24 protein-coding genes are annotated in these 21,849 nt (G+C 73.8%); 16 read left to right on the forward strand and 8 right to left on the reverse strand.

Annotation, left to right across the window (positions count from 1 at the left end; genetic code table 11):
- Positions 1-3: 3 nt before the first annotated feature.
- Entirely contained in the window at positions 4-897 is an 894-nt protein-coding gene (locus tag ACIQOW_RS03175) for a class I SAM-dependent methyltransferase (RefSeq protein ID WP_401079181.1), read from the reverse strand.
- 417 nt (positions 898-1,314) lie between these two features.
- Here ACIQOW_RS03175 and rpsA point away from each other — a divergent pair, with 417 nt between their 5' ends.
- Complete coding sequence (gene rpsA / locus ACIQOW_RS03180) at positions 1,315-2,805, forward strand: 30S ribosomal protein S1 (RefSeq protein WP_188296733.1); 1,491 nt, start codon at positions 1,315-1,317, stop codon at positions 2,803-2,805.
- A gap of 232 nt (positions 2,806-3,037) precedes the next feature.
- The gene (locus ACIQOW_RS03185; RefSeq protein WP_401079184.1) at positions 3,038-5,290 is read left to right on the forward strand and encodes an MMPL family transporter; all 2,253 of its coding nucleotides are present in this window, start codon (positions 3,038-3,040) and stop codon (positions 5,288-5,290) included.
- Here the strand turns inward: ACIQOW_RS03185 and ACIQOW_RS03190 are convergent.
- Positions 5,270-5,701 carry a MarR family winged helix-turn-helix transcriptional regulator gene (locus ACIQOW_RS03190; RefSeq protein ID WP_401079186.1) on the reverse strand — a complete coding sequence of 144 codons (432 nt, stop codon included), beginning with the start codon at positions 5,699-5,701 and terminating at the stop codon, positions 5,270-5,272. The two genes, ACIQOW_RS03185 and ACIQOW_RS03190, sit on opposite strands and share 21 nt — an antisense overlap.
- A 62-nt stretch (positions 5,702-5,763) precedes the next feature.
- On the opposite strand from ACIQOW_RS03190, the gene ACIQOW_RS03195 reads away from it, so the two are divergent.
- The 6 genes from ACIQOW_RS03195 (at position 5,764) to ACIQOW_RS03220 (ending at position 9,412) form a co-directional block, all read left to right on the forward strand.
- The gene (locus ACIQOW_RS03195; protein WP_401079188.1) at positions 5,764-6,414 is read left to right on the forward strand and encodes an MBL fold metallo-hydrolase; all 651 of its coding nucleotides are present in this window, start codon (positions 5,764-5,766) and stop codon (positions 6,412-6,414) included.
- A gap of 93 nt (positions 6,415-6,507) precedes the next feature.
- Positions 6,508-7,107, forward strand: coding sequence for a dephospho-CoA kinase (gene coaE / locus ACIQOW_RS03200; protein WP_401079190.1), 600 nt, complete (start codon positions 6,508-6,510; stop codon positions 7,105-7,107).
- Between the two features lie 163 nt (positions 7,108-7,270).
- A complete protein-coding gene (locus ACIQOW_RS03205; protein ID WP_401079192.1) occupies positions 7,271-7,825 on the forward strand; it encodes a GNAT family N-acetyltransferase in 555 nt (184 codons plus the stop codon).
- 94 nt (positions 7,826-7,919) lie between these two features.
- On the forward strand, positions 7,920-8,069 hold the full coding sequence (locus ACIQOW_RS03210) for a hypothetical protein (RefSeq protein ID WP_401079194.1): 150 nt from the start codon (positions 7,920-7,922) through the stop codon (positions 8,067-8,069).
- Between the two features lie 65 nt (positions 8,070-8,134).
- Positions 8,135-8,695: a GNAT family N-acetyltransferase gene (locus tag ACIQOW_RS03215; protein WP_401079196.1), complete on the forward strand. Its 561-nt coding sequence runs from the start codon at positions 8,135-8,137 to the stop codon at positions 8,693-8,695.
- A gap of 171 nt (positions 8,696-8,866) precedes the next feature.
- The gene (locus tag ACIQOW_RS03220) at positions 8,867-9,412 is read left to right on the forward strand and encodes a hypothetical protein (RefSeq protein WP_401079198.1); all 546 of its coding nucleotides are present in this window, start codon (positions 8,867-8,869) and stop codon (positions 9,410-9,412) included.
- An 84-nt stretch (positions 9,413-9,496) separates the two neighbouring features.
- Here ACIQOW_RS03220 and ACIQOW_RS03225 read toward each other — a convergent pair whose 3' ends face one another.
- Together ACIQOW_RS03225 and ACIQOW_RS03230 are read right to left on the reverse strand one after the other, a co-directional pair.
- Positions 9,497-10,267 (reverse strand): hypothetical protein, encoded by a 771-nt coding sequence (locus ACIQOW_RS03225; protein ID WP_401079200.1) that lies wholly within the window; start codon positions 10,265-10,267, stop codon positions 9,497-9,499.
- Positions 10,268-10,741: 474 nt separating this feature from the next.
- Entirely contained in the window at positions 10,742-11,125 is a 384-nt protein-coding gene (locus tag ACIQOW_RS03230) for a hypothetical protein (RefSeq protein ID WP_401079202.1), read from the reverse strand.
- A 99-nt stretch (positions 11,126-11,224) separates the two neighbouring features.
- On the opposite strand from ACIQOW_RS03230, the gene ACIQOW_RS03235 reads away from it, so the two are divergent.
- Positions 11,225-11,716, forward strand: coding sequence for a MarR family transcriptional regulator (locus ACIQOW_RS03235; RefSeq protein WP_401079204.1), 492 nt, complete (start codon positions 11,225-11,227; stop codon positions 11,714-11,716).
- Between the two features lie 34 nt (positions 11,717-11,750).
- On the opposite strand, the gene ACIQOW_RS03240 is transcribed toward ACIQOW_RS03235, so the two are convergent.
- Entirely contained in the window at positions 11,751-12,413 is a 663-nt protein-coding gene (locus ACIQOW_RS03240; protein ID WP_401079206.1) for a class I SAM-dependent methyltransferase, read from the reverse strand.
- A gap of 78 nt (positions 12,414-12,491) precedes the next feature.
- Between ACIQOW_RS03240 and ACIQOW_RS03245 the strand changes: the two genes are divergently transcribed.
- From ACIQOW_RS03245 to ACIQOW_RS03260, 4 genes are all read left to right on the forward strand, one after another.
- Entirely contained in the window at positions 12,492-14,582 is a 2,091-nt protein-coding gene (locus ACIQOW_RS03245) for a HelD family protein (protein ID WP_401079208.1), read from the forward strand.
- 153 nt (positions 14,583-14,735) lie between these two features.
- Entirely contained in the window at positions 14,736-15,245 is a 510-nt protein-coding gene (locus ACIQOW_RS03250; RefSeq protein ID WP_401079210.1) for a hypothetical protein, read from the forward strand.
- Between the two features lie 59 nt (positions 15,246-15,304).
- On the forward strand, positions 15,305-15,961 hold the full coding sequence (locus ACIQOW_RS03255; RefSeq protein WP_401079212.1) for a formylglycine-generating enzyme family protein: 657 nt from the start codon (positions 15,305-15,307) through the stop codon (positions 15,959-15,961).
- Positions 15,962-16,043: 82 nt separating this feature from the next.
- Positions 16,044-16,577, forward strand: coding sequence for a GNAT family N-acetyltransferase (locus tag ACIQOW_RS03260; protein ID WP_401079214.1), 534 nt, complete (start codon positions 16,044-16,046; stop codon positions 16,575-16,577).
- On the opposite strand, the gene ACIQOW_RS03265 is transcribed toward ACIQOW_RS03260, so the two are convergent.
- Together ACIQOW_RS03265 and ACIQOW_RS03270 are read right to left on the reverse strand one after the other, a co-directional pair.
- Entirely contained in the window at positions 16,574-17,575 is a 1,002-nt protein-coding gene (locus ACIQOW_RS03265; protein WP_401079216.1) for an alpha/beta hydrolase, read from the reverse strand. The two genes, ACIQOW_RS03260 and ACIQOW_RS03265, sit on opposite strands and share 4 nt — an antisense overlap.
- Before the next feature lie 68 nt (positions 17,576-17,643).
- Positions 17,644-18,711 (reverse strand): alcohol dehydrogenase catalytic domain-containing protein, encoded by a 1,068-nt coding sequence (locus ACIQOW_RS03270; protein WP_401079218.1) that lies wholly within the window; start codon positions 18,709-18,711, stop codon positions 17,644-17,646.
- A 155-nt stretch (positions 18,712-18,866) separates the two neighbouring features.
- Between ACIQOW_RS03270 and ACIQOW_RS03275 the strand changes: the two genes are divergently transcribed.
- A complete protein-coding gene (locus ACIQOW_RS03275) occupies positions 18,867-19,475 on the forward strand; it encodes a CGNR zinc finger domain-containing protein (protein ID WP_401079220.1) in 609 nt (202 codons plus the stop codon).
- Positions 19,476-19,580: 105 nt separating this feature from the next.
- On the opposite strand, the gene soxR is transcribed toward ACIQOW_RS03275, so the two are convergent.
- Entirely contained in the window at positions 19,581-20,126 is a 546-nt protein-coding gene (gene soxR, locus ACIQOW_RS03280; protein ID WP_401079222.1) for a redox-sensitive transcriptional activator SoxR, read from the reverse strand.
- Between the two features lie 57 nt (positions 20,127-20,183).
- On the opposite strand from soxR, the gene ACIQOW_RS03285 reads away from it, so the two are divergent.
- Positions 20,184-20,897: a thiamine pyrophosphate-dependent enzyme gene (locus ACIQOW_RS03285; protein ID WP_401079224.1), complete on the forward strand. Its 714-nt coding sequence runs from the start codon at positions 20,184-20,186 to the stop codon at positions 20,895-20,897.
- A 47-nt stretch (positions 20,898-20,944) separates the two neighbouring features.
- Positions 20,945-21,838, forward strand: coding sequence for a transketolase family protein (locus tag ACIQOW_RS03290; protein WP_401079226.1), 894 nt, complete (start codon positions 20,945-20,947; stop codon positions 21,836-21,838).
- The last annotated feature ends 11 nt before the right edge of the window (positions 21,839-21,849 follow it).

Genomic DNA, 21,849 nt, shown 5'->3' on the forward strand with positions numbered 1-21,849 from the left:
ACGTCAGCCCCGTTCGGTGACGAAGATCGCGGTGCCGGGGATCAGCCGCCCGCGCAGCGGGGACCAGCCGCCCCACTCCTGCTCCAGGCCGGCCGGCCACTCGGGCTCGACCAGGTCCACCAGCCGGAAGCCGGCGGCGACGAGTTCGCGGACCCGGTCGCCGAGGGTGCGGTGGTGCTCGACGTAGCTGGCGTGGCCCTGCTCGTCCTGCTCGACGTACGGGGTGCGGTCGAAGTAGGAGGACGCCGCGGTGAGGCCCTCGACGCCGGGCTCGTCCGGGAAGGCCCAGCGGATCGGGTGGGTCACCGAGAACACCCAGCGCCCGCCGGGCCGCAGCACCCGGTGCACCTCGCGCATCAGGGCGCCGGTGTCGGCGCTGAACGGGACGGCGCCGTAGGCGGAGCAGGCGAGGTCGAAGGAGGCGTCGGCGAACGGCAGCACGGCGGCGTCGGCCTGGACGACGGGGACGGGCGCGGTGCCGCGGCCGAGGTCGATCCGGCGGGAGTGCTGGAGCTGGCGGTGGGAGATGTCCAGGGCGACCGGCCGGGCGCCCCGGGCGGCGAGCCAGCGGGAGCACTGGGCGGCGCCGGCGCCGATCTCCAGCACGTCCCGGCCGGCCACCTCGCCGAGCAGCCGGGCGTCCGCCTCGTCCAGGCCCTCGGGGCACCAGGTGAAGCGGTCGTCGCCGAGGAACTCGCCGTGCTCGTCCTGGTACTCGTCGGCGTTGCGGTCCCACCAGTGCCGGCTGGCCCGGCTGCTCTCCCCGGTGCCGGCCTCGCGGCGCACCGCGTCGTCGCCGTCCTCGGTCTCGTCGGCGTCCGTGAAGGGTCCGGCCACGGAGGTGTCAAGATCGTGGAAGTCGGACTGGGGGGTGGTGGCCACGGTGACAATGCCCATCGCGTAGGGTATGGAGTGCGGAAGCGCCGCTGCCGCGAACCGGCCCGTGAGGGCTCGGATCCTGGCGGTGGCATCCGGGGACAGAAGGCCCCTTCGGGCGCCGCCGCGAGGCGCGCATTCGGAGGATATGGCCTGATCCGTACCGGGCTCCACCGTCTTGCCGTCCTTCGGCATTGACCGTGCCTGGCCGTCCCCGTATGCTACAAGTTGCGCTGCGGGCCTGCGCGCCTCGGACGGAGCAGGTCGCGCTCGCATCTGTCGAAGACCCCACGGTCGCAAGACGGACGCCGGTTCTCGTTGTTCACGGGAATCCCGGTGCGCCGTGTTCTTGGCTGTCCGGCTTTCGGTGGGAGCGATACGGGCCCTCCGCGTGGCATTACCTACGACTTTCATGTCCGTACCGGAGCCCTTTTCCTAATGACGAGCCCCACCGACTCCTCCCTCAGCACCACCCCGCAGGTCGCGGTCAACGACATCGGCGACGCCGAGGCGTTCCTCGCCGCCATCGACGAGACCATCAAGTACTTCAACGATGGCGACATCGTCGAGGGCGTCATCGTGAAGGTCGACCGTGACGAGGTCCTCCTCGACATCGGTTACAAGACCGAGGGCGTCATCCCGTCCCGCGAGCTCTCGATCAAGCACGACGTTGACCCGCACGAGGTCGTCGCCGTCGGTGACAACATCGAGGCCCTGGTTCTCCAGAAGGAGGACAAGGAGGGTCGTCTCATCCTGTCCAAGAAGCGCGCTCAGTACGAGCGTGCCTGGGGCACGATCGAGAAGATCAAGGAAGAGGACGGGATCGTCACCGGTACCGTCATCGAGGTCGTCAAGGGTGGTCTCATCCTCGACATCGGCCTCCGTGGCTTCCTTCCGGCCTCGCTCGTCGAGATGCGCCGCGTCCGCGACCTCCAGCCCTACGTGGGCAAGGAGCTCGAGGCCAAGATCATCGAGCTGGACAAGAACCGCAACAACGTGGTCCTGTCCCGCCGTGCCTGGCTGGAGCAGACCCAGAGCGAGGTCCGCCAGACCTTCCTCACCACCCTCCAGAAGGGTCAGGTGCGCTCCGGCGTCGTCTCCTCGATCGTCAACTTCGGTGCCTTCGTGGACCTGGGTGGCGTCGACGGCCTGGTGCACGTCTCCGAGCTGTCCTGGAAGCACATCGACCACCCGTCCGAGGTTGTCGAGGTCGGCCAGGAGGTCACCGTCGAGGTTCTCGACGTCGACATGGACCGCGAGCGTGTCTCCCTGTCGCTGAAGGCGACCCAGGAGGACCCGTGGCAGCAGTTCGCCCGTACCCACCAGATCGGCCAGGTCGTTCCGGGTAAGGTCACCAAGCTGGTTCCGTTCGGTGCGTTCGTCCGCGTGGACGAGGGCATCGAGGGTCTGGTCCACATCTCCGAGCTGGCCGAGCGCCACGTGGAGATCCCGGAGCAGGTCGTCCAGGTCGGCGACGAGATCTTCGTCAAGGTCATCGACATCGACCTCGAGCGTCGCCGCATCAGCCTGTCGCTCAAGCAGGCCAACGAGGCCCTGGGTGCCAACCCGGCCGAGGTCGAGTTCGACCCGACCCTGTACGGCATGGCCGCCTCGTACGACGACCAGGGCAACTACATCTACCCGGAGGGCTTCGACCCCGAGGCGAACGACTGGCTGTCCGGCTTCGAGAAGCAGCGCGAGGAGTGGGAGCGCCAGTACGCCGAGGCGCAGAGCCGCTTCGAGCAGCACCAGGCGCAGGTCATCAAGAGCCGCGAGGCCGACGCCCAGGCCGCCGAGGAGGGTGGCGACGCCGTCGCCGCTGCCGCCGGTGGTTCCTACTCGTCCAGCAGCGACGAGGGCTCGGGCGCCCTGGCCTCCGACGAGGCCCTCGCCGCCCTGCGCGAGAAGCTGGCCGGCGGCCAGAGCTGAGGCTCTCGCTTCCCGCTAGCCGATAGCTAGACGGTGGGCCCCACCCGGACTTTCCGGGTGGGGCCCATTTCGTTGTCCGCGGTGGCTCTTCCCGCGGTCCGGGCCCGGCTTATCCCGCCTTCACTTATGTGATGTTCATGTGAAGGAAAGTGTGAGATGGGGCTCATTGCCCATCTATAGGCCGGAGTTCGGGTTGCACCTAGATTGAGGGGAGCTGCCCGAAAGGCTCCTCATGCGCAACCCCTCCTCCGCCGCCCCCACCGCCGTGGTCGGCGGCCGGCTCGCGGCCGTCGGCCGGTTCTGCTTCCGCCACCGTCGCTGGGTGCTCGGCTTCTGGGCCGTCGTCCTGGCGGTCGGCGTGCTGATCGGGGGCCGGGTCTTCGAGAGTTCGGTGGCCGGAGCCTCCTCCGCCAGCGCCGAGGCCGACCGGGGCAGCGCGGTGGTCACCGCGGCCGACCCGGCCAAGGGAACGGTCACCGCCGTGGTGGACGGCCGGCCGGTGGACGATCCGGCTGTGCGGGCCGCCGTCGAACGGGCCACCGCCGAGATCGCCGGTCTGCCCGGGGTCTCCTCCGCGCTCGACGCGTACGGTCCCGGCCCGGCGCCGGCCGCGCTGCGCTCCGCCGACGGGACGGCGAGCCTGGTCACCGTACGGATGGCCGACAGCGCGAGCACCGCCCAGACCGACGCCGTCACCCAGCGGCTCGCGGCGCTGGACGGGACGGGCGGCGCCCACGTCACGGTCGGCGGGGACCTGGTGCTCCAGCAGGAGGTCAAGAAGCAGACCGAGCGGGACACCCGGTTCGGCGAGCTGGTGACGCTGCCGCTCACGCTGATCGTCATGGTGCTGGTCTTCGGCGGTCTGGCGGCGGCCTCGCTGCCGGTGATCGGGGCGGTCGCCTCGGTGGGTGGCGCGCTGCTGGCCATGTTCGGTTTCAGCCGGATCATGGACATCGACACCAGCGTGCTGCCGATCGCCACGGTGCTGGGGCTCGGCCTCTCGATCGACTACGCGCTGCTCATGGTGAATCGTTTCCGCGAGGAGCGCGGCCACGGCGCCGACATCGCCGCCGCCGTCGAACGCACCGCGGCGACCGCCGGGCGCACCGTCGCCTTCTCCGGACTGACCGTGGCCGTCGCGCTGTCGGGCCTCTTCGTCTTCACCAGCCCGGTGCTCGGCGCGGTGGCGGCGGCCGGGGTGAGCGTGGTGGTGATCGCCGTCGCCGCCGCGCTGACGCTGATCCCCGCGCTGCTCGGCTTCGCCGGGGCGCGGATCAAGGCGCCCACCGCGCCCGTCGCGGACGAGGGGTTCTTCAGCCGGACCGTGCGCCGGGTGCGCAAGCGGGCGGTCGCGGTCACGCTCGCCTCGGTGGCGCTGCTGATGGCGGCCGGGGCGCCCTTCCTCCACGCGGACATGCGCAGCTCCGGCGCCGCGGTGCTGCCCGTCTCCTCGGCGGGGCGGCAGGTCGCCGAGACGATCGACCAGCGCTTCCCGCAGGCCTCGGAGGCGCCGGTCACGGTGGTGGTCGAGGGCGGCGCGAAGGTGGCGCAGGCGTACGCGGACGACGTGGTCGCCAAGCTGCCGGGGGTGAGCGGGGTGCGGGCCGTCTCGCCGGTGGGCGACGCGGCCTCCACGATCGACGTGCTGGTGCACGGGGACCCGCAGGGCGGGCAGGCCAAGCAGGTGGTGCGGGAGCTGCGGGCCGACCGGGGCGGGCTCACCACGTACGTCACCGGCGGCGCGGCCTCGGTGGTGGACTTCCAGGACGAGCTGCTCTCGCGCGGACCGTGGGCGCTGGGTCTGGTCGCGGCCGGGACGCTGGTGCTGCTGTTCCTGATGACCGGCTCGGTGGTGATGCCGGTCAAGGCGCTGCTGATGAACCTGCTCTCGCTGGGGGCCTCGCTCGGCGCGCTCACCCTGGTGTTCCAGGACGGCTGGTTCAGCGGGCTGCTCGGGTTCAGTCCGACCGGCGGGCTGGAGACCTTCATCCCGGTGCTGGTCTTCGCGTTCGCCTTCGGGCTGTCGATGGACTACGAGGTGTTCCTGCTCTCCCGGATCAGGGAGCTGACCCTGCGCGGGCACGACTGCGTCCGGGCGGTGGAGCTGGGCGTGCAGCGCAGCGGTCGGATCATCACCTCGGCGGCGCTGCTGATGGTGATCGTCTTCGCCGGGTTCGCGCTCGGGGACATGCTGATGGTCAAGCAGATGGGCATCGCGCTGGCCGTCGCCGTCGCGGTGGACGCGACGCTGGTGCGGTGCCTGCTGGTGCCCGCCGCGATGAGCCTGTTCGGCGAGTTCAACTGGTGGGCGCCCGCACCGCTGCGGCGGCTGCACCGGCGGTTCGGGCTGAGCGAGCACGTCGACCTGCCGGAGGTCGGCGCGGCGGCGGTCCCGGCGCCGCGGTCGGCGGAAGAGCCGGTGGAACAGTCGGCGGAGCAGTCGGTGGCCAAGGGCCTGGTCGGCTCAGGACAGGCGGTCCAGTAGGGCGACCGCCGCGCGGAGTCGGTCCTGCTCGGCGGGGCTGAGGCGGGACTCGATGGCGGTGGCGATCCGGTGTTCGCGGCGGGCCCGCTGGTCGAGCAGGGCGGTGCGGCCGGCCCCGGTGGCGGCGACGAGCAGCTTGCGGCCGTCGGTGGGGTGGGGCTGCTGGGTGACCAGTCCGGCCTCGGTCATCAGGGTGACGGTGCGGGCCATCGACTGGTGGCGGACCCGCTGGAGCGCGGCGAGTTCGGCGACCGTGCGGGAACGCTCGTCGCGGACCAGCCGGCCGAGGACGGCGGCCTGGTTCTGCGGCAGCTCGTCGCCGTCGCGCAGGGAGCGGACCAGGCGGCCGAGCGCGGCACGCAGGTCGGCGGCGAGTTCCAGGGTGTCCGGGCGGGGGGTGTCGCTGGTCATGGGAGGAGTCTATCCGGAATGTATCCAGCCTTGCTGTACAGCTTTGCTGTAGGGTTTCGGGCATGCGAATCACCAAGTTCGGACACGCCTGCGTACGCGTCGAGCACGGCGGCAGCACCGTCGTCGTCGATCCGGGGGCGTTCACCGACCCCGCCGCACTGGCCGGGGCGGACGCCGTCCTGATCACCCACGAGCACATGGACCACTTCGAGGAGTCCCGGCTGCGCGCCGCGCTGGAGGCCGACCCGGCGCTGCGGGTGTGGACCAACCGGGCCGTCGCCGACCGGCTGGACGGCGTGGCGCAGCGGGTCGGCGTGGTCGGCGAGGGTGACGTCTTCGAGATCGGCGGGCCCGGCGGGCTGAGCGTCTCGGTGCACGGCGAGTGGCACGCGGAGATCCACCGGGACATCCCGCGGGTGCCGAACATCGGCTTCCTCTTCGACGGCCGGCTGTTCCACCCCGGCGACGCGTTCACCGTGCCGCCGCACGCCGTGGAGACCCTGCTGCTGCCGCTCGCGGCGCCCTGGAGCAAGGCCTCCGAGGTGATCGACTACGTCCGGGAGGCCGGGCCGCGCCGGGCGGTGCCGGTGCACGAGGCGGTGCTCAGCCCGATCGGGCTCGCCGTGCAGACCCGGCTGGTCGGGCCCGAGGGGCCGGGGACGGGGGCGGAACTGGCGGTGCTGGGCGAGGGCGAGAGCCTGGAGCTGGGCTGACCGGGGTGCCGGTGGTGTGGGATCACGGTGCTGACGCCCCGTGCTGACGCCCCGTGCTGACGCTTCCGGTGCCGCGCCGGTAGCCTGACGGGCATGCTGAAGATCGGACTGACGGGCGGCATCGGTGCGGGCAAGAGCGAGGTGTCCCGGCTGTTCGCCGCGCGCGGCGCGGTGATCGTGGACTCCGACGTGATCGCCCGCGAGGTGGTCGCCCCCGGGACGGACGGTCTGGCGGCGGTGGTCGCCGAGTTCGGCCCGCAGGTACTGCGGGAGGACGGCACGCTGGACCGTCCGGCGCTCGGAGCGGTCGTGTTCGCCGACCCGGAGCGGCTGAAGGCGCTGAACGCGATCGTCCACCCGCTGGTGCGGGCCCGCTCCGCCGAGCTGGAGGCGGCGGCCGCGCCGGACGCGGTCGTGGTGCACGACGTGCCGCTGCTGGCCGAGAACGGGCTGGCGCCGCTGTTCGACCTGGTCGTGGTGGTGGACGCGGCCGACGAGGTGCGGCTGGAGCGGCTCGTCCGGCTGCGCGGGACGACCGAGGAGGAGTCCCGGGCCCGGATGGCCGCGCAGGCCTCCCGGGAGGACCGGCTGGCGATCGCGGACCTGGTGATCGACAACAGCGCCGGCCTGGCGGAGCTGGACGCGCGGGTGGCGGAGGTCTGGGCCGAGCTGGCGCGGCGCGCGGCGGCCTGACGCCGGTTCGGCGGTTCGGCGGCTCAGCGACTCGGGGGCTCAGTGGCTCGGTCGGGCCGCCGCGGTGACGGGCCGGGCGCCGGCGCGGCTCCGGGACGATCATCGGATCGAGTGGCCGGGAAGGGACTGGTTATCGGCCCTGGTGGGAGGGGAGCATGGCGGAATGAATGATCGTTTCTCTCCCGAGCAGCACCTCACCGGGGCCCCGGTGGTCGAACGGCTCGCCCGGTACGGCCGCGCCGAGCAGGAGGAGATCCTCGGCCCGACGGACGACCCGTACGGCGTCGCGTACACCGGGCTGACCTTCCTGCCCAAGGAGATCCACTTCGGGGTCCGGGCCGACGACGGCCGGCTCGTCGCCCACGCCGGGCTGCGGCCGCTGCCGCTCACCGTGGGCGGCACCGACCTGGCGGCGATGGGCGTCGGCGGGGTCTGCGTCGCGCCCCACCGGCGCCACGGCGGCCTCGCGCGGGCCGTGGCCGGGGCCGCCCTCGACCACGCGGCCACGCTCGGCCACCGGTACGCGCTGCTGTTCTGCCGTCCGCCGCTGGCCGCGTTCTACCGGGAGCTCGGATTCCGGAAGGTGGCGGAGGCGGTGACGGTGGAACAGCCGGAGGGGCGGCTGGCGCAGATGCCGCTGCGGACCATGTGGGCGCCGCTGGTGGCGGGGGCCGGCTGGCCGGAGGGGCCGGTGCGGCTGCGTTCGCTGCCGCTGTGAGGTGCGCTCAGGCCGTGGCGGACGGAGCGGTCATGACGGTCGGGGTGGCCGTGGCGGTCGGCGTGGTCGGAGCGGCCGGGGTGCCCGCGTCCGCGTGCGCCACGGCGGCGGAGCGGCGCTCGGAGTCGGGTACGCGCCGATCGCGGTGCCCAGGCTGGTGCACCGCACCGAACTCGTCCACGGCAGCCTGCCGGAGGGGCCGGCGGCGCTGCTGGCGCTGCTGCTGGAGCGGTCCAGGGCCTGAGGGCCGGCCGGCGGCGCCGAAAACCGGGTTGCGTGGGCCGCCGGTGCCGGTGACATGATCACGCGATGAGCACCGGAATCATCATCAGACGGGTACGGATCGAGGACTGGCCGCAGGCCAGGGACCTCCGCCTGGAAGCGCTGCTGGACCCGGTCGCGTCCGTGGCCTTCCTGGAGAGGCACGAGCAGGCCGTGACCAGGCCGGACGAGTTCTGGCAGGAGCGCACCACCCGGGCCGCGACGGACCCGCACGTGGCGCAGTTCATCGCGCAGGCCGGGGACGGGAGCTGGCTCGGCTCGATGACCGGGGTGGTCGAACGGGCCGGCGGGAACGGGGCCCTGGAGGGCGATGTCGTCGAGGTCGACCAGGTGCACGTGGTCGGGGTCTACGTCCGGCCGCGGGCGCGGGGCACCGGGCTGGCGGGCGAGCTGATCCGGACCGTCCAGGAGTGGGCGTGGTCGCTCACCGAGCCCCGGATCGAGCGGGTGCGGCTGTTCGTCCACGAGGACAACGCCAGGGCCGAGGCGATGTACCTGAAGGCCGGCTTCGAGCGCACCGGCGTGGCACTGCCGGTGCCCGGCGACCGGACCCGCAGGGAGACCGAACTGGCGGTCCCGCGAGGCTGACCGGCCGACGGGAGGTGGGGCGCGGGGCCCGGCGCGCGGGCCCCACGACGGTTGTGGAGGCGCGGGCACCAGGCGTTCACGCCCCCGGGCCTGACGGTGGCCGGCCGGACGGTGCTGTCATGAACGCAGTCGCCCGGCGAGGGGCCGGGCCGGTCAAGGAGTGCTTCCCCCATGATGCTCCGTCACCGTCTCGCCGTCATCGCCTCGGCGGCCGCCCTCGCGGCCGCCGGGCTCGCCGCCGGCACCGCGCGGGCCGCCGGACCCGTCGCCGGGCCGGCCCCGCTCGCGACGGGCTGTTCGCAGGCGTACCTGCCGCTGCCCGACCCGAACTGCACCCCGGGTGCGTACAACCCGGACGTCACCCAGGCGACCATCGGGCAGACCATCTGCGTCTCCGGCTGGACCGCCACCGTCCGCCCGCCGACCAGCTACACCAACGCGCTGAAGGTGCAGCAGATCGCGGCCTACGGCTACGCGGACACCAGCACGGCGGACTACGAGGAGGACCACTTCGTCCCGCTGGAACTCGGCGGTGCCCCGCGCGACCCGGCCAACCTGTGGCCCGAGCCGCGCTACGGCAGCCAGCCGGCGCAGAGCAAGGACTCCGTCGAGACCAAGCTCAAGAACGCGGTGTGCGGCGGCCGGGTCGGTCTCGACGCGGCCCGCGGCGCGATCGCGAACGACTGGACCACCGCGCTCGGCGTCCTGGGGCTGTGAGGCCGGCTCCCCGGGAGCGGGCCTGAAGGAGCCGCCAGGGGCCCGGCCGTGCGGGCGGGCGCCCGCCCGCACGGCCGCCGGGTGTCAGTGCCCGTCGCAGCCCGGCAGGGCCTCGCACATCGGCGCCGTCATGCCGGTGCCGACGTACTTGTCCTCGGGGGCCTTCCAGGGGTCCTTGGGCTGGGCGCCGGCCTTGGCGGTGGCCCAGACGGCCAGCTCGCTGACCACCCCGCCGTCGCTGACCACGTACTCGTGCAGGGTGACGGTGCCGCCGTCGGCCTGCGGGACGGTCAGGACGGCGGCGAAGTAGGGCGCGTCCTGGGCGCTGTCGACCTTCACGGTGGCGCCGGGCGCGGTCTTGGCGCAGGACTTGAGCGCCTCGGTCAGGCGGCCCTCGGCCAGCTTGGCGGACTGCTTGACGGCGCTGCTGCGGGTCGGGTCGCCGTGGAACAGCAGGGTCTGCTGGGCGGTCCAGCGGTCCCCGCCGAAGCCGACCGAGGCCTTCGCGGTGGCGGTGCCGGTGAACAGCGGCTCGTCGTCCTTGGCGAGCGCCTCGCGGCACAGCTCCATGCCCTTGAACTGGACCGGGCCGGAGAGCTGCTTGGCGTTGGCCGCCAGCGGCGTGTAGTGGTAGCTCTCGTCCATCGGGATGCTCTTGGTGTCCATCCAGGCCTTGTCCGGTATGCCCTTCTCGGACCCGGTCGGCTTGGTGGGGTTGGTGGTGGGCGTGCCGCCGGCCGCCGGGGCGGCGGTCTTTCCGGCGTCCTCGCCGGAGTCCTCCGGGCCGCAGGCGCTCAGGGCACCCAGGCAGACGAGGACTGCGGCGGTGGCGGTGACGAGTCTGACGGTGCGCAACTGACGGTTCCTCGGGTGTCCGGTGGCGTGGATCGGGGTCGGTCGCGGGCCGGCCGCGGGCCGCCGGTGGGCGGTGCGGTCCGTCGGTCCTCGCCACCCGGTCGACCGGTGGTCGCGGGCCTGCGGCATGGCGGCTCCTCCCCCGTGCGTACGGCCGCCGGGCTCCTCGCGCCCTCGTCCGCCCGGGGACTGAGGGGCGGTCAGCAGCGGTGGCGCGTCGACGGCGTCGAAAACCTATGCCACCGGACCGCCGGGAGCAAAGCCGGGTTCCGGCCGGAGGGACGGATTCCCGATCGGCGCCGACGGGGCCGGTGGGCCGGGTGTGAGCGGGCGCGGGGGCTCTGCCGGGTGGGGTGCGGGGTGTGCCGGGGGCGCGCGATCGCGTCCTGCGCGGGCCCGGGCGGCGCATCCGTGCTGGTGGGGGCGGGTGCGCCGGGCCGTACGGGAGTGCCGGCGGCCGGTGGGCGGTCGCGGTCAGCCGACCCGGCCGCCGACGCCGGAGCGGCCCGCCGGCACGCCGTCGAGGGTGACCACGGTCTGCTTCCCGACGGCCTCGCCGAGCACGTCGGTGATCGCCCCGGTGGCCGCCGCGACCAGGCGGGCGGGCGCGTCCGGCACCTGCGGCAGGTGGTAGGCCGCCTCCCGCATGCTCAGCGTGACCACCGGTGCGGCCTCCTCGGTCGGCACCCCGCCGATGCCCCGGCGGCGCTGCGGGACCCCGATCAGCTCGACCGCGACCAGGGGGCGGAACCGCTCGCCGAAGACCGCGGCGACGGCCCCGGTGAGGGCGGCGATGAGCTTCGGCTCGACGTCGGCGTCGAGCGACTCCTCGCGGATGTGCAGGCTCAGGTGCGGCATGGTGGAGCTCCGTTCGGCTCGGTTCGTACCATGGACGGACAGACTCACTTTGCACGTAAAACAGCTTTGCTATCAAAGATAACTGGGGAGGGGTGTGCGATGTCAACGCCCGGGGGAGAACCGCGCGACGGGCAGCCGGCCGGCGGGGAGGGGCTCGACGACGCGGTGCGGTCGATGCTGCTGCTGATGCCCCGGCTGGTCGGGCGGGCCAAGCGGATCCCCGTCCCCGAACCGCTGCGCGGCTTCGCGCTGGCGCCCCGTCACCTGTCGCTGCTCGCCTGTCTGCTGCTGGACGGGCCGATGGGCGTCAACGACCTCGCCGCCCGGCTGGAGGTCGCCCCCACCACGGTCAGCCTGATGGTCGGCGACCTCAGCCGGCAGGGCATCCTCGAACGGCGCGAGGACGAGGCCGACCGCCGGCGCCGCATCGTCGCCGTCACCCCGGGGCAGCTGCCCGCGATCGAGGCCTGGCTCGCCCCGGGCGCCGCCGCCTGGCGCACGGCCCTCGGACCGCTCGGCCCGGCGCAGCGGCGTCTGGTGGTCGACACGCTGCTGGCGTACGAGGCGGCGGTGGGGCGGGAGCGGGACTGACGCGCGGGCCGGCCGCGGGTGTCAGCCGTGCGCGCTAGCCGTGGGTGGCCCGCCGGAAGAGCGCGGCGAGCAGGAAGGGGGCGCCGAACAGCCCGGAGCCCGCGGCCTGGGCGGCCATCGGGCGGATCTCCAGCGGGGTGAACTCGCGGAAGAGCGAGCGGAGTTCGTCCGGTGAGTAGGCGAGGCCGCCCTCCAGGGTGCCCAGCCGGTAGAGCTCCTCGTCGGACCGCTCGGAGCCCATCGCGCCGGCCGCGAACGCGGTGACGCCGAAGTGTCCGCCCGGCGCCAGGACCCGGTCGAGGAGGGCGAGGTAGCTGACCCGCCGGTGCGGCGCGAGGTGGTGCAGGCAGCCGGAGTCGTAGACCAGGTCGTAGTGGGCGTGGGGGAGTTCGGCGTCGAAGATGTCGGCCCGGTGGAACCGGAGGCCGGTGCCGGCCTCGCGGGCGCGCTCCTCATCCCCTGTGCGGTGGGTGACCGGGGCTTTCCGCGGCAGACCGGAGCCGGGCCCTTCGGGGCCGGAGCGGCGCTTGGCGGCGCCCTTCTCCAGAGCCGGGAAGGGGCCTTTCCGCGGGGCGGGGAGAGGGGCCGGAACGGGGGCCGGCGTAACGCTTCGGTCAAACCTCCGGCGGCGCCCGGTATCCGGCGATCGGCGGTGGAATTCCGTCCGGGAAATGGAATGCGGGGAATGGAGGGACACATTCGGTCCGGGCAAGTCAACATTTACATTTCCGGAATCCCTCTGCATAGTGACGGGTCGAACCGAGAGGGGCCTTCCTTGTCGCAGATCAATGAGAACGCCGAACGCCAGGTGGAGTTGGAGCGGGCGCGGGTGTCCGCCATCGGCGCGCTGTTCGACGAGCGGCTCGCCGGGGCGCGGGCGTCGCTGGGGCAGGTGCTGGCCTCGGTGGCGGACGGTGCGGGCGAGGTGTACGAGCGGGAGGTGGCGGCCGGGCGGCTGGCCGGTGAGGTGCGGCGGCTGGAGGGGGCCGAGGGCGGGCTGGTGTTCGGCCGGATCGACCTGGCGGACGGGATGGTGCTGCGGATCGGGCGGCTGGGCCTGCAACGCGACGAGGACGAGCTGCCGCTCCTGGTGGACTGGCGGGCGGAGGCGGCCCGCTCCTTCTACGAGGCGACGCCGGTCCATCCGATGGGGCTGCGGCGCCGCCGTCATCTGAGCCTGACGGGCCGTACGGTGGTCGGGCTCAGCGACGAACTGCTGGACGGCTCGGAGCCCACCGCCGGGGACGTCGTCGGCGACGGCCCGTTGGCGGCGGCACTCCAGGCGCGGCGTACGGGGCGGATGGGGACGGCGGTCGCGACGCTCCAGGTCGAGCAGGACGCGATCGTCCGGTCCTCGCACCGGGGGGTGACGGTGGTGCAGGGCGGCCCCGGGACCGGAAAGACGGTGGTGGCGCTGCACCGTGCCGCGTACGTGCTGTACGCGTTCCCGAAGGCGGCCGAGCACGGGGTGCTGGTGCTGGGCCCGAACGCGCGGTTCCTGGACTACATCTCCCAGGTGCTGCCCTCGCTCGGGGAGAACGACGTCGTCCTGGCGACGTGCGGGGAACTGGCGGGCGTCGTGCCGGGCGCGGTGGAGGGGTTCGGGGCGGCGCGGCTCAAGGGCGGTGCCGCGCTGGCCGACGCGCTGGCCGGGCTGGTCCGTTCGCGGCAGGCCCCGGACGGGGACTTCACGGTCAGGGTCGGGCAGGAGTGGGTCCGGCTGGAGGAGGGTGAGGTCGCCGGGGTGCGGCAGGCGGCCCAGGCGAGCGGTCTCGCGCACAACCGGGCGCGCCGGGTGTTCCTGGAGCTGCTGGTCGACGCCCTGACCGGCGCGCTGGCCCGGGACACGGCGGCGACGCTGGAGCGGCTCGATGCCGAGGTCATGCAGCTCACCGGGGTCGACCTCGACCGGATGGCGGCCCGGGACCTGCGCAACCTCGGCATCGACGACGCGCCCGCCACGGGGGCCGACGAGTTCGACGCCGACGCCGTCCGCGCCGCACTCCTGGACGACCCGCACCTCGACCGGGCCGTCGACGGGCTCTGGCCGCGGCTGGTGCCCGGCGACCTCGTCGGCGCCCTGCTGGCCGACCCCGACGCGTTGGCCGAGCACCTGCCGCAACTCACCGACGAGGAGCGGGCGTTGCTGCTGCGCTCACCCGGAGCGCCGTGGACCGACGCCGACCTGCCGCTCCTCGACGAGGCGGCGAGCCTGGTCGACGGCCCGCCCGGGCGGACCTTCGGGCACGTCGTCGTCGACGAGGCGCAGGAGCTGACCGCCATGCAGTGGCGGACGGTCGTGCGCCGCTGCCCCGGCAGGTCGATGACACTGGTCGGCGACTTCGCGCAGGCGGGCCCGGCGACGGCCGCACGGGACTGGAGCGAGGCGCTCGACCCGCACGTCGGCCGGCGCTTCGACCTGCGGACGCTGACCGTCAGCTACCGGACCACGGAGGAGATCCTGGCCACCACGGGGGAGTTGCTCGCCCGGATCGCCCCGGGGCAGCCGCCCGTCCGGTCGATCCGGCACGGCGAGGAACCCCGTACGGTCGCGGTGGAACCGCGGCGGCTCGCGGGGGACCTCCTCCGGGAGCTGCGGGCGCAGAGCGCGGCGCACCCGGGCGAGCTGCTCGGGGTGGTGTGCGCGGACGACAGGGTGGCGGAGCTGGCCGCCGCGGGGGTCGAGCGGTACGCCCGGCTGGTGCCGGCCTCGCAGGCGCGCGGCCTGGAGTTCGACGAGGCCGTCGTGGTCGACCCGGACGGGATCGTCGCCGCCCGCCCGGCCGGTGAGCGGGACCTGTACGTCGCCCTCACCCGCGCCACCAAGCGGCTGTGCACGGTCACCGTGCGGTCGGCGGGCGGGTAGGCCCGGTCGAGGGCCTGGGCGGACAGGCCCTCCTCCGAGTCGGGGGAGCGGTTGACCACTGTCACCATCACCGTTGGCGTCGCCGTCACGCCCGCCCGCTCGGCGATCCAGCCCCCCCGGGTGCTAGGTTTTGAGCGCGTTCAGATAGCCGGTGTGCAGGGGGAGAGCATGGTGGCGGTGCCGGTGAGTGCCCGGTGGATGTCCGGGCTGGGGGTCGGGGCGTTCCTGCTGCCGCTGATCCCCGTGGCGGCGGGCTCCGGGCAGGGTGTGCTGTCCGCGTTCGGACTGCTGTGCGTCATGCTGTGCGTCGTGCCGTGTGCCGTTCCGCCGTTCTTCCGGCGGCGCGACCACTTCCGGGTCGCCTGCGCGGCCGCCGGGATGACGCTGGCGACGGTGTCGGTGCCGACGGGACTCTTCGGCGTCATGGTCGCGCTGCTCGTCGGCGGCTGGCTGTCCTACCTCGCCCTCCTCACCCTCCTGGCCCTCCCGGCCACCGCGATCGCCGGCCTGATCGCCGGGTTCCAGCGGGCCAGGGGCGGCGAGTGCGGCCGCCGCGCGGCCGTGGTCGCCTGGGTGTTCACGGCGGTCACGGTGATCGGCTGGACCTACCTCGCGGTCCGGGCGCTGATCTGGGAACGGCCCTTCGCCTCGCGCAGCAGCTAGGGCCCGGCCGTTCGGCGCCCCGCGGGCGCGAGCGTGAGGACACGTCCTAGGATCGCCGGATGATCACCGTTCCGTCCGGCCGCGTCACGCTCTCCGACCGTCGCACCCAGCAGAGTTGGGCCGTCGACGTCGCCTCGTACGAGCTGGCGGCCTGTCCGGTGACCCGCGAACAGTACGAAGGCGCGACCGGTGACCGCCGCCCGGCCCACAGCGTCTCCTGGCTCGACGCCGTCCACTACTGCAACGAACTCTCCCGGCGCGAGGGCCGCACTCCCGCCTACGCGGCGGACGGCGAGGACGTCTCCTGGGACCGCACCGCCGACGGCTACCGGCTGCCCACCGAGGCCGAGTGGGAGCACGCCTGCCGGGCCGGCACCGAAGGCCCGCGCTACGGCCCGCTGGACGAGATCGCCTGGTACCGCGGCAACTCGGACGAGCGCCCGCACGAGGTCGGCGGGCTGCGCCCGAACGCCCACGGGCTGCACGACCTGCTCGGCAACGTCTGGGAGTGGTGCTGGGACCGCTACGACCCCGCGGTGTACGGGGACTACCGCGTCCTGCGCGGCGGCGGCTGGTTCGACGAGCACTGGAGCTGCCGCGCCTCCGTCCGCCGCCGCAGCCACCCGACGCTGCGGATCGACGACGTGGGCTTCCGGCTCGCGCGGTCGCTCTCCGGAGGGAGCGCGGGCGCGGCGGGGGAGGCCGCGGCGCGCTGAACCGCAGGCCCGCGGGGCATCCGCGCGCATTCCCCCGGCGGTATGAGGAACCGTCACCCCGTCCACGCGCGTTGACGCCTGCATGAGTGATGAGAGAGCCGAGGAAGGCGTTTCGCTGCGCCCGGTCGTCGAGGCCGACCTGTCCGCCATCGACGTGTTGCTGAACGAGCCCGAGGCGCTGGGCGAGTTCCAGTGGTACGGCTGGCAGGACCCGCAGCGGTTCCGCCGCCGGTGGGCGGAGAACGGGCTGCTCGGGGACGAGCAGTGGGTGTTCGCGGTCGTCGCCGGGGGCGGGTTCGCCGGCTTCGTCGCCGCCGGCCGCGCCGGGGTGCGGCCGGCCGCCCCGTACTGGACCCTCGGCGTGCAGCTGCTGCCGAAGGCGCGCGGCCGGGGGATCGGCACGCGCGCCCAACGGCTGCTGGTGGACTACCTGTTCGCGCACACGCCGGTGATGCGGCTGGAGGCGGACACGGAGGCGGGCAACCTGGCCGAGCAGCGCGTCCTGGAGAAGCTCGGCTTCACCCGGGAGGGCGTCCAGCGCGCGGTGACCTTCCGCGCCGGGGAGTGGCGCGACGTCGTCCGCTACAGCCTGCTGCGCACCGACCCCCGGGCCTAGACCCGCCCCGGGCGGTGCCCGTCCGGGGCCGCGTCCCCGAACTTCCGGGCGAGGTAGCTGAACCAGGTCTGCTGGAAGGTGGCCGCGAGCTGCGACTCGGGGGCGAACAGGTCGAAGGCGTGGTAGGCGCCGGGGTACAGGTGCATTTCGACCGGGACCCCGTGGGCGCGCAGGCGGGTCGCGTAGTCGAGGTCCTCGTCGCGGAAGCAGTCGAGTTCGCCGACCGCGATGAACGTGGGCGGCAGCGAGCCCAGATCGTCCGCGCGGGAGGGCGCCGAGTACGGGGAGACCTCGTCGGTTCCGGCGCGGTCGCCCAGGATCGTCTGCCAGGCGAGGATGTTGGTGGAGCGGTCCCAGATGCCGATGTCGGTGATCTCGTGGCTCGACGCGGTCAGGTTGCGGTCGTCGAGCATCGGGTACGTCAGCGACTGGAACAGCGGTGCCGCGCCGCCGCGGTCCCGGACCAGCAGCGCGGTGGCCGCCGCGATGCCGCCGCCTCCGCTCTGGCCCGCGATGCCGATGCGGGCTCCGTCCAGGCCCAGGACGCCGGCTTCGCGGCCGAGCCACCGGTAGGCGGCGAAGCCGTCCTCGGCGGCGCCGGGGGAGGGGGTTTCCGGGGCGAGCCGGTAGTCGACCGCGGCGACGGCGCACCCGAGCCGGGAGCTCAGCCGCTTGAGCCACGGGTCGTCCTGGGCGGCGAAGCCGAGCACCTGCCCGCCGCCGTGGAACCAGAGCATCACCGGCAGCGGTCCGGGCGCGGCGGTGGGCCGCAGCAGGCGGACGGGTACGTCCGGGCCGTCCGGCCGGCTCACCCGGTGTTCCTCCGTGACGACGGACGGGTCGTCGGGCGTGCCGGCGGCGACCGACTCGGCGAAGGAGCGGAGTGCCTCGCGGGTCGCGGCGATGTCGGTCAGGTCGAAGGCGCCGTTGGGGGTCATCGGGACGCCGTCGAGGGCCTGGCCGAGTTCCCGGTCCATCAGCAGACGGGAGACGGGCATGGGTGGGCCTGCTTTCCATGGGGAGGGCGCCGCGGACCGGCGCCGTTGTCGGTGGGTGAGCGGGGGATTCAGGCCCGGAACTCGTCGATGACGACCACTCCGGTCGGCCCGTAGGTCTCCAGGGACTCCAGGACCCCGCTCGCCTCGTGCAGGCCGACGGTGCGGGTCACGATCCGGCCGGGGTTGAGGCGCCCGGCCTCGATCATGTTGAGCATCGTGCCGAAGCGCTGGCCCTGCATGCCGAACGCGCTCAGGAACTCCAGCTCCTTGACCATCATCACGTCGACCGGCAGCGCGACGTCACCCTTCTCGGCGCCGGTGGTGTGCCCGAGCTGGAGGTGGCGGCCGCGCGTCCGCAGGGACAGGACGGAGTTGCGGCAGGCCTCGGCGATCCCGACGGCGTCGACGGACACGTGGGCGCCGCCCCTGGTGAGGGTCTTCACCGCCTCCGTCGGATCGTCCGTGGCAGCGTTGACGGTGTGGACGGCGCCCAGGGCGCGCGCGGCCGCCAGCTTCTCCTCGTCGATGTCGATCGCGATGACGTTGGCGCCGGTCGCCGCGGCGATCTCCACCGTCGACAGGCCCATGCCGCCGCCGGCTCCGTACACCGCGACCCATTCCCCGCCGCGGACCCGGGCCTGGTCGACGACACCGTGGAAGGCGGTCATGTAGCGGCAGGCCAGGGCGGCGACGTCGACGAAGCCGACGGACTCCGGCATCTCGACCAGGTTGACGTCGGCGAAGCGGACCATGACGTACTCGGCGAAGGCGCCCCAGTAGGACACCCCGGGCACGAGCGAGTCCACGTGGTCGCAGACGTGCTGGTTGCCGCTGCGGCACATCTCGCAGTTCCCCTCGCCGGGGTTCATCGGGAAGATGACGCGGTCGCCCTCCTGCCAGCCCCGCACCTCCCGGCCGACCTCCACGACGGTGCCGGCGAACTCGTGGCCGAGCACGAACGGGGCCTCGACCCGAGGCCCTCCCGTCCAGAAGTCCCCGGCCCACAGGGCCCAGTCGGTGCGGCAGATGCCGTTCGCCCCGACGCGCAGGACGGCGCCGTCCGGCGGGCACACCGGGTCGGGCACCTCGCGGATGACGAGCGGCTGGTGGAGTTCCTCGATGACTGCGGCGCGCATGGGCGCGACCTCCTCGTGTCTGGTGAGCGGTGTGGCGAGCGGTCCGCGGTCGGTGCTGCGGAGCGGCGGACCCTCGCAATGTCCACCGATTCAAGCGGTGGACTTGGAAGCTATGTGCTTGCCGAGCTTCATGTCAACCGCATAAAGTGGTGGACATGAACGACGAGGGTGGCCGACGTGAAGGGCGCCAGCGCGCCAAGACCGACTTCCGGTTCGACGACGCGCGGCTGTGTTTCGCCTTCGCCGGCACGCTGGCCGACCGCGGCGCGGACGTGCACGTCGAACGGCTGGTCCTGCCGGAGGACCTGAGCCGCTGGTGCGTGGAGAGCGGCTGCACCACGGCCGCGCCGGTCTGCACCGAAGCCGACCTGGAGCGCGCCAGGGCGCTGCGCGAGGCGATCCAGCGGACGGGCCGGGCCCTGGCGGACGCGGCGCCGCCCGCCGCCGAGGACATCGCGCTCGTCAACGGCGCCGCGGCCGAGCCCACTTCGGTGCCCGAGCTCTCGGCCGACGCGGCCTCCGTGCGCTGGCGCGGGGGCGGGGCCGGCGCGGTGCTCTCCATGGTCGCGCGGGACCTGATCGCGCTCTGCGACTCCGAACACCGCGCGCGCGTGCGGATCTGCGGAAACCCCGCCTGCGGCACGCCGTTCGTGGACACCTCCCGGGCGGGCGCCCGGCGCTGGTGCTCGATGAAGACCTGCGGCGCTCTCGTCAAGAAGCGCGCCTACCGGGCCAGGGCGCGGACGACCGCCGACGGCGAGTAGGGCGCGTCGGCTTCGGCGCGGCGGGGCGCCGTGGGCGTGGAGGGGTGCGGGCGTGCAAGGTGGAGGGCACGGGCTGACGCCCGTGCCCTCAGGGGTCGTTCGGCGTCAGGACGGGCAGCGGCTCCCGCGGGCGTCGGCGTCCGAGGAGGCCGGTTCCGGGCCGTCGTCCGGGTTGCGGGTGAGCAGGTAGCGGGCGCCGGGCCCGGCCTCGCCGGCGCGGTCGGCGGCGTTGTAGAGGGCGCAGCGGGAGAGCGAGAGGCAGCCGCAGCCGATGCAGCCGGTGAGCTTGGCCTTCAGCAGCCGGAGTTCGGTGATCTGCTCGTCGATCCGGCTCTGCCAGGACTCGGCGACCCGGTCCCACTCGCTGCCGCTGGGGGCCGGGCGCTCGGGGAGGCGGTCGAGGGCGACCTTCGCCTCGTCCAGGGAGAGGCCGACCCGCTGGGCGGCGCGGATGAAGGCGATCCGGCGCAGCGTGCCGCGGGTGTAGCGGCGCTGGCCGCCGGCGGTGCGGGTGGCCTGGATCAGCCCGAGGCTCTCGTAGTAGCGCAGCGCGGAGGCGGCGAGGCCGCTGCGGTCGCCGAGTTGGCCGATGGTGAGGAGGTCGCCGTGGTGCGGGCCGCCGGTGCGGCGGCCGTCGGAGTGGGCGGTCATGGGAGCCCACTGTAGCCGCTTGACCTCAAGCTGGCTTTAAGTTGCACCATCGTGGTCATGACGACGAACGCGACCGCCAAGACCGCGACCGGCACCCGCTTCGAGGACCTGCCCGCGCTGATGGGGCTGATGACCGGCGCCGAGAAGCACGGCCCCGCCGCGACCTCCACCCTGGACGCGCTCTGGGTGCTGTACGACCGGGTGCTGCGGGTGGCCCCGGACACCGCCGACGCGCAGGACCGCGACCGCTTCCTGCTCTCCAAGGGCCACGGCCCGATGGCCTACTACGCCGTGCTGGCTGCCAAGGGCTTCCTCGACCCGCAGGTGCTGCCGAGCTTCGGCGGCTACGACTCGCCGCTCGGCCACCACCCGGACCGCACGCTGCTCCCCGGCGTGGAGATCGCCTCCGGTTCGCTCGGGCACGGCCTGCCGCTGGCCGTCGGCACCGCGCTCGGGCTTCGGGCGCAGGGCCTGGCCGGCCCGGCGGTCTGGGTGCTGGTCGGCGACGCGGAGTTCGACGAGGGCTCCAACGCCGAGGCGGTGGCCTTCGCCGGGGCCTACGGACTGGACCGGCTGCACGTGGTGGTGATCGACAACTCCTCGGCCACGCACGGCTGGCAGGGCGGCATCGCCCGGCGGTTCGCGGCCGAGGGATGGTCCGCCGAGACGGTGGACGGGCGCGACCACGAGGCGCTGTACCGGGCGTTCACCGCCGAGCACCCGGGCCGCCCGCACGTGGTGGTCGCCCGGGTCGAGCCCAAGGGCCTCTGAGCGCCTCGATCACTGCCGATCCGCAGACAACGAAAGGGACTTCACCGATGGACACCATGCGCGACCGCTTCGTGGACGTGACCAGCCGACTGCTGGACGAGGACCCCCGGCTGGCCCTGGTGCTCGCCGACATCACCGCGGCGGCCTTCGCCCCGGCCCAGGAGCGCCACCCCGACCGGGTGGTCAACGTCGGGATCCGCGAGCAGCTGCTGATCGGCGCGGCCGGCGGCCTGGCGCTCACCGGGATGCGTCCGATCGCCCACACCTTCGCCAGCTTTCTGATCGAACGCCCCTTCGAGCAGGTCAAGTTGGACCTCGTCCACCAGGGCGTCGGCGCCGTCCTGGTGAGCGCCGCGGGCTCGTACGACTGGCCGGCCGGCGGCCGCACCCACATGTCCCCGGGCGACGTCGCCCTGCTGGACACCCTGCCGGACTGGACGGTCCACGTCCCCGGCCACCCGGACGAGGCCGAGCAACTGCTGCGCCACGCCTACGCGGACGGCGACCGCAACGTGTACGTCCGGCTCTCGGAGCACCGGAACGGAGCCCCGGTGCCGGTCGAGCCGGGCCGTTTCACCACCGTCCGTACGGGCTCGCGCGGCACGGTGCTCGCCGTCGGGCCGATGCTGGACGCGGTGCTCGCGGCCACCGAGGGCCTGGACGTCACGGTGCAGTACGCGGCGACGGTGCGCCCCTTCGACGCCGCCGGACTGCGCGCGGCGCTCGGCGACCGGGCGGACGTGGTGCTGGTCGAGCCGTACCTGGCGGGCACCTCGGCCAACGAGGCGCACGCGGCGCTGGCCGACCGCCCGCACCGGGTGCTGGCGCTGGGCGTGCCGCGCGAGGAGCACCGGCACTACGGCTCGATCCAGGAGCACCTGGCCGCCTACGGCCTGGACGCCCCGTCGCTCCGGGAGCGGATCGGCACCTTCCTCTGGTAGTCGCTCGGGTC

This window comes from Kitasatospora sp. NPDC091335, from assembly GCF_044757205.1.
In the GTDB taxonomy this organism is placed as follows: domain Bacteria; phylum Actinomycetota; class Actinomycetes; order Streptomycetales; family Streptomycetaceae; genus Kitasatospora.

Bases quoted from the DNA above. Each gene is read 5' to 3' on its own strand.
- ACIQOW_RS03205 (WP_401079192.1), top strand. From the start codon at position 7,271: ATGAATGATCGTTTCTCTCCCGAGCAGCACCTCACCGGGGCCCCGGTG.
- coaE (WP_401079190.1), top strand. From the start codon at position 6,508: ATGCTGAAGATCGGACTGACGGGCGGCATCGGTGCGGGCAAGAGCGAG.
- ACIQOW_RS03235 (WP_401079204.1), top strand. From the start codon at position 11,225: ATGTCAACGCCCGGGGGAGAACCGCGCGACGGGCAGCCGGCCGGCGGG.
- ACIQOW_RS03270 (WP_401079218.1), bottom strand. From the start codon at position 18,711: ATGCGCGCCGCAGTCATCGAGGAACTCCACCAGCCGCTCGTCATCCGC.
- ACIQOW_RS03275 (WP_401079220.1), top strand. From the start codon at position 18,867: ATGAACGACGAGGGTGGCCGACGTGAAGGGCGCCAGCGCGCCAAGACC.
- ACIQOW_RS03255 (WP_401079212.1), top strand. From the start codon at position 15,305: ATGATCACCGTTCCGTCCGGCCGCGTCACGCTCTCCGACCGTCGCACC.
- ACIQOW_RS03215 (WP_401079196.1), top strand. From the start codon at position 8,135: ATGAGCACCGGAATCATCATCAGACGGGTACGGATCGAGGACTGGCCG.
- ACIQOW_RS03220 (WP_401079198.1), top strand. From the start codon at position 8,867: ATGATGCTCCGTCACCGTCTCGCCGTCATCGCCTCGGCGGCCGCCCTC.
- ACIQOW_RS03285 (WP_401079224.1), top strand. From the start codon at position 20,184: ATGACGACGAACGCGACCGCCAAGACCGCGACCGGCACCCGCTTCGAG.
- ACIQOW_RS03230 (WP_401079202.1), bottom strand. From the start codon at position 11,125: ATGCCGCACCTGAGCCTGCACATCCGCGAGGAGTCGCTCGACGCCGAC.
- ACIQOW_RS03190 (WP_401079186.1), bottom strand. From the start codon at position 5,701: ATGACCAGCGACACCCCCCGCCCGGACACCCTGGAACTCGCCGCCGAC.
- soxR (WP_401079222.1), bottom strand. From the start codon at position 20,126: ATGACCGCCCACTCCGACGGCCGCCGCACCGGCGGCCCGCACCACGGC.
- ACIQOW_RS03260 (WP_401079214.1), top strand. From the start codon at position 16,044: ATGAGTGATGAGAGAGCCGAGGAAGGCGTTTCGCTGCGCCCGGTCGTC.
- ACIQOW_RS03195 (WP_401079188.1), top strand. From the start codon at position 5,764: ATGCGAATCACCAAGTTCGGACACGCCTGCGTACGCGTCGAGCACGGC.
- ACIQOW_RS03175 (WP_401079181.1), bottom strand. From the start codon at position 897: ATGGGCATTGTCACCGTGGCCACCACCCCCCAGTCCGACTTCCACGAT.
- ACIQOW_RS03265 (WP_401079216.1), bottom strand. From the start codon at position 17,575: ATGCCCGTCTCCCGTCTGCTGATGGACCGGGAACTCGGCCAGGCCCTC.
- ACIQOW_RS03290 (WP_401079226.1), top strand. From the start codon at position 20,945: ATGGACACCATGCGCGACCGCTTCGTGGACGTGACCAGCCGACTGCTG.
- ACIQOW_RS03185 (WP_401079184.1), top strand. From the start codon at position 3,038: ATGCGCAACCCCTCCTCCGCCGCCCCCACCGCCGTGGTCGGCGGCCGG.
- rpsA (WP_188296733.1), top strand. From the start codon at position 1,315: ATGACGAGCCCCACCGACTCCTCCCTCAGCACCACCCCGCAGGTCGCG.